This window comes from Salinibacter altiplanensis, assembly GCF_002894645.1.
Lineage (GTDB): Bacteria > Bacteroidota > Rhodothermia > Rhodothermales > Salinibacteraceae > Salinibacter > Salinibacter altiplanensis.
Genome location: NZ_NCQY01000029.1, coordinates 1 through 7,628 on the forward strand (window position 1 = coordinate 1; position 7,628 = coordinate 7,628).

A 7,628-nucleotide genomic window follows, 5' to 3' on the forward strand; every position below is an offset into this window, starting at 1 on the left:
TAAGGCGCATTATGTCTCGTTCTGAGGAGGGACGTGAGGGGTCGATTCTTGGGGTGATAGGTAGCCTGTAAACGCTCCCCACACTGCGCTGTACGAGCGGAAAACTGGCCCTCTCTTCTCAACGGTCAACTCTCCGCCATGTCGGGCCGCATTTCTACTGAAGACTGCGAGCACGCTGAGGTCTGCGGTTGCAAAGCCCTGGAAGAACACGACGGCAAGTGCATCCTTCACTCCGAGGATCTTGATAAAGATGAAAACCGATTCGAGGAGGCTCTCGAAGAGCATCGGGAGGAGCACGAAGGAGATTTTCGACTGATGGTGTTTCCTGGAGAGGCTGAGTTCACGGGCGCAACCTTTGAGTTAGCCAACTTTGAGAATGCTACCTTCGATAAGGCTGATTTCGAGGGCACTGAATTCGGAAATGCCTACTTCAGTGGCGTTACCTTCGGTGTGGTCAACTTCGAGAACGCTAAATTTGACAGTGCCAGTTTCAAGAACGCCACCTTCGAGGAAGCCGACTTCAGACGCGCCGACTTCGATTTTGCCCACTTCTGGGACGCCACCTTTGAAAAGGCTATTTTCGAGAGTGCCACCTTCGAGGAGGTCTTATTCAACAATGCTACCTTCAAGGAGGCTGACCCGGTGGGGGCCGACTTTGTAGGCGCTACCTTCAATCAGGCCAACTTCGAGAACGCTAATTTCGAGAAGGCTGCTTTCTGGCACGCTACTTTCGAGAAAGCGGAATTCGAGGGTGCCATTTTCGGAGGAGCCTACTTCCACAACGCTACCTTCGGGGAAGTTGATTTCACAGACGCCGTTCTTAAGAAGGCTTACTTCGAGAGGAGCACCTTTGAGGATAGGGTCCTATTCGACCAGTGCTTCAAGTCTCAAGAGAAGGACCAGTTTGTTGAAGCCAGATTCACGGGCTGTGAATTCAATGGTGATGTACTCTTCAGTGGCACTGGCGAAGAGAACCGCGTCTTCGCTGGCGGGAACGTCAACTTCAGGAATGTCACCGTCGCTCCAGAGTCCTCTCTTCATTACCGGTACGCAGACCTGAGCCGCTGCTCCTTCCTCCGCACCGATCTGAGGGATGTCGAGTTTACCGGCGTGAAGTGGTGCGAGAAGGTTTCTAGTGATGGGCGATATTTCGATGAGTGGTTCCGACGTGTCGGCATCTACGACGAGGCCTACGGCCAAAATCGAGGGGAATACTCGACTCCACCGTGGCCGGAAATCGAACGCCTCTACCGTCAGCTCAAGTCCAATTACGAAGACCGTGGGGACTTTCCGCGTGCTGGGGACTTCCACATCGGGGAGAAGGTCGCTCGACGCCAAAACTCCCAGACTCACTGGGGAGCGCAGTTCCTTCTTACCGTCTACCGCGCCCTCAGCAAATACGGCGAGCGGGCGCTGCCTGCTGCGTTTTGGCTTGTCGCACTGGTACTCGTCTGTGCTCTTGGGTACCTGTCCATGGGAGGCGTAACGGATTCGGTGTGGCTCACCTCCTGGACTCTCGGAAACTGGTGGGATGCCCTTGTGCTTAGTGGAGAAGCAACCCTGTTCCCTGTACGGGCGGCGGGGTTTCACCAGATTGGTCCCCGTGCACTAAATCTGGTTCAGCGGGCTATTTCCCCGGTCCTGATTGCGCTTCTTGCTCTAGCCCTCCGGCAGCGGGTGAAGCGATAGGGACAAGTGTGCGCCTTGACAAAAGTGCCTGGAGCCGATAGATTGAGGGCGATTGTCTACTCATATACACTTCTACTCATGCGTGTCGTCGCTGTACTGAATCAAAAAGGCGGATCGGGCAAAACGACGATCGCAACGAACCTCGCCTGTGGCGTGCAACGGCGAGGGTATCGGGTTGCCCTTGTGGATGCTGATCCGCAGAAGACCGCATCTGAGTGGGCAGCGCGCGGCGACGATACACCCCCAACCTATGAGGCGACCAAAGACCTTGAAACGAACGTCCCGGCGCTGAGTGGCTCCTTCGACGTTGTAGTGATTGACGGAGCGCCCCGCATGACAGAGCTAGCAACATCGGCGGTGAAGGTAGCAGATCTGATTCTGATTCCCGTCCAGCCGTCGGGGGCAGATATTTGGGCCGCGGAAGACATTCTCGATATCATCGAGGCTCGTCAGAAGGTCGCAGGTGGCCCGGACGCGGCGTTCGTCGTGAGCCGTGCCGTGGCCCAGACAAACCTCGCAGCGACCATACGGGGCGCTCTCGAGAGTTATGGGGTTCGCGTGCTGGACACCCGGACAGGCCACCGTGTAGCATACCCAGAAGCACTTGGGGCAGGGCTGTCTGTGCTCGACACCAGCGGGAAAGCGGCGGAGGAGATCGAATCCCTCACGACTGAAGTGATCGACCTACTCACAAACTCAAATGAGTAAACAACTATGGGTAAGCACGGTGATCTATCGGACGCTGTAGGCCGAAAAACAGGAAAGAGCAGGGAGGCTCGGGAGCAATCTGAGCAGGCGGCGGAAGAGCCCACAAAGCGCCTCAACGCCAATGTGCCAGAATCCCTGCACCGAGCTGTACGGATGGAAGCGGCTCGTCGTGGTGTTGAGATGAAAACCGTGATGATGGAAGCCTTGATAGAGTACCTACCCAACTACCCAGAAGAGTAAATACTCATATCTGGACGGATGAAGCAAGGAAGTGACGCCAGGCCGAGTATAGGCCACCCCAACAAACTTGGCTAACAAGTCAAAAGGCACGCATGAAGAAGAAAACGTTCAATGTAGGGGAAACCTTCTACATCGGAGATGGGGAGCGTTGCTGCATCCGTCTGCCCAGATTTCTTCTCGATCTTCTGGAGGAGGCTAGCAGTGGCCGTGCCTCTCCCTCTCAAAACGAACTTTTTCGCCGGGTGCTTTGGGGGGTGAAGTGGATTCGTGAGAACAAGGGAGAGGACGTGTTCACGAATCTCGAGGCCGAGTATCCCGACGAGGTGATGAATGGAACTGTTGAAGGTGAGCTATCTGATTTGGGTCACGAGGACATACCGCTCGATTCCTCGGTCCTTGAAGACGTTCCGTTCGATGAAGCCGACATGTTTTGGATGGTTGTTGATGCTCCTTGGATTGACTTTGAAGACCTCCCACGAGGGCGACTCAGAGAAAAGTTTCCCCTTATGGCGACACACGTGAGGATAGTCTCTATCCTCATAGATATCGTGAGGGAGGACTATTCCTCAACGCCAGAGAGATTTGCGCGGGCGATGGATCTCCTTATGAAAATAGATTCACTGAAGTGGCTCCCATGGGCGCTGAAGGAGCTTTAACATACATTCCAAGGGAAACGCTAGCGCTAGCTTATACTTCCCTCTCCCGACGCTAATCAGCAGTACTCTCACTGCTAAACCATCATAATGCAGGTCTGTCCAGAGTGCGGAGAGGGGTATAGCCCGCAAGGGATGTGGGGGCATTTGTCTATGGGGCATGGGCTAGACGGTAAAGAGCTGGAGGAAGCCTACCGGAAAGCCCAAGCTGAGGATAGGCCGAAGCGCCGGGGCCGCCGTGAGAAGAACCCTCGAGAGCACCAGAAGAAAGGATACAATTCGACAGAATTGCCCTCGGGAGCGGACCTAACGGTTTCTGAAGGCAGGGCGCCAGTAAAAGAGGAAACAGAAGGCGGCTCATCCGACCCTAGCGCTGACGGGAGAGAGGAATCTCGCATGGAAGAGCCAGATGGGCAGCAGGAAAGCATCTTGCTCCCCGAAGTACCTACTGTTTCGGAGAGGAATGAAGGCGTCAGGGGAGAGATTAAGGAGTCGGAGAACCGTTTAGGGAGAGCGCTCGACCGGCTTCAGAAAGCGGAAAATCGGCTACAGATTGCGAGAGAGAAGACCGGGGAGGAGGTGCAGCGTGAGATTCCAGCAGGAGGACTGATTAGCCGCCTACTTGGGCGTACCAAGACGCAGAAGGTTGTCGAACGCACTGAGGCTGAAGAGAAGCTTCTCAAGTGGTGCCGAGAAGAAGTGGAAGAGGCCCAGAAAGCATTTCGACGCGTTTCCCTATGAGAACTGTTATTCCGTCGTATGGCGCTCTCAATCGCCGTATGGTAGATTTGCTGGATCTAACGGTTGCCAGTGCTTAAGCTACGACTGACATAAAATACGAAAGGCCCACCCCGAAGGGGTGAGCCTCTCGTCACCGAAATAAATTCGATTTCTCCGGTCCGTGTCCTCAGCACGGTCCGGAGGGAAGCGACGTTAATGCACCCAGGTAAGGACATGCAAAAAAACGCCGCTGGATCTATTACAGAGGCTACCAGCCAGGGATCCGAAACGCAACTCTTCCCTGGGAAAAACCCGGAAACGCCCCCAAAAACCCCCCTTTCCGCCGAAAAACCGGGCCTTTTCGCCCAAATATCCGGGGACGGCGCCCCCTACACAGGGCAAAAATCCGCTCCCTCGCCCCGCCTTTCCGGCGAAAAACCGCTAAAGGTCCCCTCTGCCCCGCACGAGTCGGAGCCGGGGCACACCTACCGGCTGGCCCGGTCGCTTCAAAAAGGGTCGATTCACGAAGAGAAGGGCCCTTCCTACGAGGCGTTTCCCGCAGACCTCACGCGGGTCCCGGTCCCCGATCGGGTACTCGACGCTCTCGATGAGCTGACCGGCTGCGAGGTGCGCCTTTGCCTCCTCATGGTCCGGGCCGCGTATTCATGGGTGGAGGACCTGGGCCGATTTCGGTCCTCCTCCCGGTGGTTTACGACCGGGGACATCAAGGAAGAGGCCGGGGGGCTCGGCATGTCGCGGGAGTCGCTCCGGAGGGCCGCCGGCAAGCTCGAAAAGCGCGGATGGATTGCCCAGAGGAAGCGCGAGGGGCAGCCCACGGCGTACCGGTGGCGCCTGAAGGTCCCGAAGGGCCGGTACACCCCAGTGCCCGCCCCGCTCCTCCACGCCCACCAGGGGCTCTCCCACAGTGCCCTCACACTTCTTCTCTGCACGCTCCGTGCAACGTGGGGCTGGACCACCAAGGAAGGGGGCACGGTCAAGTATAAGCGCACGACGGAGCTCTCGGGCCCGGACCTGGCAAAGATGACCGGCCTCTCCCGCCCGACCGTGCGGAGCGTCCAGGAGGAGCTGGAGGCCAAAAGCGCCCTCTGCGTTCAGCGAAGACACCGAGGCGCGGCCTACGAGTATGCCGTCGATCTCTCTTTTTTTCGCCACCACCTCCACAAATCTTACGCCCCTCCTACTCCCCAAAAGAATAGTAATAACAATACCCGCCTGCGGGAGACAGGCCCCGAAGATGCTCACGCCGAGGGAGGATCGAGGGGCAAGGGCAATGCCTACCAGGTCACCGAAGAGTGGGAAGAGCAGGCGATTCGGGTCCTGAGCTCCGAGCCGATCGGCATGAAGCCCGGTTCGGCCCGTCATGCCGTGATCCGGAGGGCTAAGCCTGTGGTCGAGGGAGCGATCCGAGAATTCCAGCGCCAGAAAGCCGACATCGAAAACCCAGCAGGGTGGATGTACTCCGCGATCGATGAGGTGTGGTTCGGCCCGACGATTCCGAACAAGTCCCCCGATGTCCGGCAGTCTAGTGGGCGACAGCCGAACGGTTCGGCTCCGATTGCCCAGGCGTTCAAGGCCCTCACTGAGAAACACCAAGGGTGGGAGTGGGACGAGGACGGCGACGGCTCTTGTGAGGAGAGTTCCCGCGAGGGGGGCACAAAAAATCCGGAGGGGAAGCGGGGAGGCCTGGAGCAAACCGTCGGCGTTACCCACACCGAAATGTGCGACTTCATCGAGGACCTCCGGCAGCCGAGCCCCGACTGGGAGACTGCCCAACGCCAAGGCAGGGATCCGCTCTTCGTGCCGACGAAGGAGCTGGCAAACTGGGCCTACTTCCGCCGGGACTCCGGCAGCGAGCAGTTCCAGGAGGCCGCTCGCCGGGTCGTAAACCTCCGGGCCCGCCACGAAGACCGGGAATCTCCACTTCCCGCCGATTAGGGCTCAGATCCGCCCCGCTCAGAGCGGATTGATCCATGTAGATCAAGGGGACAGCCCGATCTTTTGGGTCTGAAGGCGACCCCCCCTGTAGGAAACAAGGGTAGCGTTTGGGGAGCAACAGTTGTGCGGCGAGGTGCAAACGTTGTACAACAGTTGCACAACGTTTGCACCGCTTCTCCGAGCTCGAGAATACAAGTCTTTGCCTTTTGGGGCGATTTGGTTCGCAACTTGACACAGAAAAACCCCCTGGTGTATATTTGGGGCTCATCTGCGAACCAAATGTAGGAGGATCTTCCCTATGGCTTCTCGCCCTTCCAAGCCGGTACGCAACGCTACCTCCCGTCCCGGCGCAGTGACGCGCTGCTACAAAGCGATGTGCGCGGTCTGCGGGCGGACCGACATCTACGACGGGCACGACAAGGAGCGGGACGTCTGGCCTCAGATGAGGGACCATGGATGGAAGCAGACCACAAGGCTTACCGAAGGGGAATCCCGGCATTGGATCTGCTCGAAGCACCATGAGCCGGGAAGCTACAAGGTGTACCGGGACAAGGAACTCCGGCGGAAGGAACTAGGCCCCGGTGACATGCCCGGCCTGGAGGCGAAGTAACCGCCGCGGGGTGAGTGTTCGGTCCGAATACCGGAGAACAGTTCCGGCGTATTCGGGACGATTCGCCCTGTACTACTTGTATTACAAGCGATGTAATACGGGCGTGTCCCCGTGCGGCGGGGATGTATTACATAGAAAAGGCCCGCCTCAAGCGGCAGCTAGGGAGGCGAGCCAGCTTTCCTTCGACCATCACGCTACTCTCCAATGTAACGAAATCGACCCCCGGGGTGTCAAGGAGCTTCTGCAACGGAGTCGAAAACTCCGGTGTAGATTCGGTAGCCAGGAGGCGGAAGCGTATGCATCGGAGACATATGCACGTGCATACGATGCACATGCATATGCACAGGGCGGGCCGATGCCGTACATACGATACCGTGCATACGATGCTGTGCATATGTGCGGCGCCGGTGCATACGGTGGCCTGCATGCACTGGAAGGTCCTACATAGGAGTAATACTAGTATTGCTCCTCTACCGGAGAAGAATTACTCCGGTGCAATTCCTCAGGGCTCCTGTGGCCACCCTCTCAGAAAAAAGGTACCTACAGGCCTCGACTTGAGCGCCGCTGAACGGTGATATTTCAGCCCGGTATAGGCCCTCAGAAACCGGTCTTTATCTGCCGATCAAATGCTACGATGTGAGGATGTAATTCCGGATCCGGAAAGGGTTACCCTCCTTGATCTACCTCCGTGCTATCTTGGTTTTCAGCATCCGAGCTGTTTGGGCCATCCTCCGTTCCTACAATTACTTCGATCCTTTCGTCAATGTCCTCCTCTGATTTGCATTCTGTTGCCTCTTGGATGGCCTGCCGTATGATTTCGGTCCGTTTCTGGGCTTCCTGATACTCTAGATAGCTCCACCCTTGCTTAGCTACAATCCCGATAAGACTGATGAGGACCGTCATCATTGCATACCGGGCCGCCTCTGACTCTGGAAGCCAGTCAACCAGTTTGGAAAGTCCGGGGTCGATTTTCGAGACTTCTCGTTGGATTTCCTCTTTATCAGTGGAGTGAACCCGATATAACGGACAGGTGACCGCTTTCACACTGCGGC

7 protein-coding genes are annotated in these 7,628 nt (G+C 57.1%); 6 read left to right on the plus strand and 1 reads right to left on the minus strand.

What is annotated here, in order from left to right; genetic code table 11:
• Window positions 1–138 precede the first annotated feature (138 nt).
• The 6 genes from B7R93_RS12005 (at window position 139) to B7R93_RS12035 (ending at window position 6,576) form a co-directional block, all read left to right on the plus strand.
• Entirely contained in the window at window positions 139–1,689 is a 1,551-nt protein-coding gene (locus B7R93_RS12005) for a pentapeptide repeat-containing protein (RefSeq protein WP_103021005.1), read from the plus strand.
• Window positions 1,690–1,767: 78 nt separating this feature from the next.
• Complete coding sequence (gene parA, locus B7R93_RS12010; RefSeq protein ID WP_103021006.1) at window positions 1,768–2,397, plus strand: ParA family partition ATPase; 630 nt, start codon at window positions 1,768–1,770, stop codon at window positions 2,395–2,397.
• 332 nt (window positions 2,398–2,729) lie between these two features.
• A complete protein-coding gene (locus B7R93_RS12020; RefSeq protein ID WP_103021008.1) occupies window positions 2,730–3,293 on the plus strand; it encodes a hypothetical protein in 564 nt (187 codons plus the stop codon).
• Window positions 3,294–3,686: 393 nt separating this feature from the next.
• Window positions 3,687–4,031 (plus strand): hypothetical protein, encoded by a 345-nt coding sequence (locus B7R93_RS12025; protein ID WP_103021009.1) that lies wholly within the window; start codon window positions 3,687–3,689, stop codon window positions 4,029–4,031.
• A gap of 213 nt (window positions 4,032–4,244) precedes the next feature.
• A complete protein-coding gene (locus B7R93_RS12030; RefSeq protein ID WP_103021010.1) occupies window positions 4,245–5,966 on the plus strand; it encodes a type IV toxin-antitoxin system AbiEi family antitoxin domain-containing protein in 1,722 nt (573 codons plus the stop codon).
• Window positions 5,967–6,264: 298 nt separating this feature from the next.
• Window positions 6,265–6,576, plus strand: coding sequence for a hypothetical protein (locus B7R93_RS12035; protein ID WP_157942289.1), 312 nt, complete (start codon window positions 6,265–6,267; stop codon window positions 6,574–6,576).
• Window positions 6,577–7,242: 666 nt separating this feature from the next.
• Here the strand turns inward: B7R93_RS12035 and B7R93_RS15360 are convergent.
• The coding region (locus B7R93_RS15360) for a hypothetical protein (RefSeq protein WP_198598673.1) at window positions 7,243–7,628 on the minus strand (386 nt) is incomplete at its 5' end.

Coding starts and splice junctions, on each gene's coding strand:
- B7R93_RS12005 (WP_103021005.1), top strand. CDS start 139: ATGTCGGGCCGCATTTCTACTGAAGACTGCGAGCACGCTGAGGTCTGC.
- parA (WP_103021006.1), top strand. CDS start 1,768: ATGCGTGTCGTCGCTGTACTGAATCAAAAAGGCGGATCGGGCAAAACG.
- B7R93_RS12020 (WP_103021008.1), top strand. CDS start 2,730: ATGAAGAAGAAAACGTTCAATGTAGGGGAAACCTTCTACATCGGAGAT.
- B7R93_RS12025 (WP_103021009.1), top strand. CDS start 3,687: ATGGAAGAGCCAGATGGGCAGCAGGAAAGCATCTTGCTCCCCGAAGTA.
- B7R93_RS12030 (WP_103021010.1), top strand. CDS start 4,245: ATGCAAAAAAACGCCGCTGGATCTATTACAGAGGCTACCAGCCAGGGA.
- B7R93_RS12035 (WP_157942289.1), top strand. CDS start 6,265: ATGGCTTCTCGCCCTTCCAAGCCGGTACGCAACGCTACCTCCCGTCCC.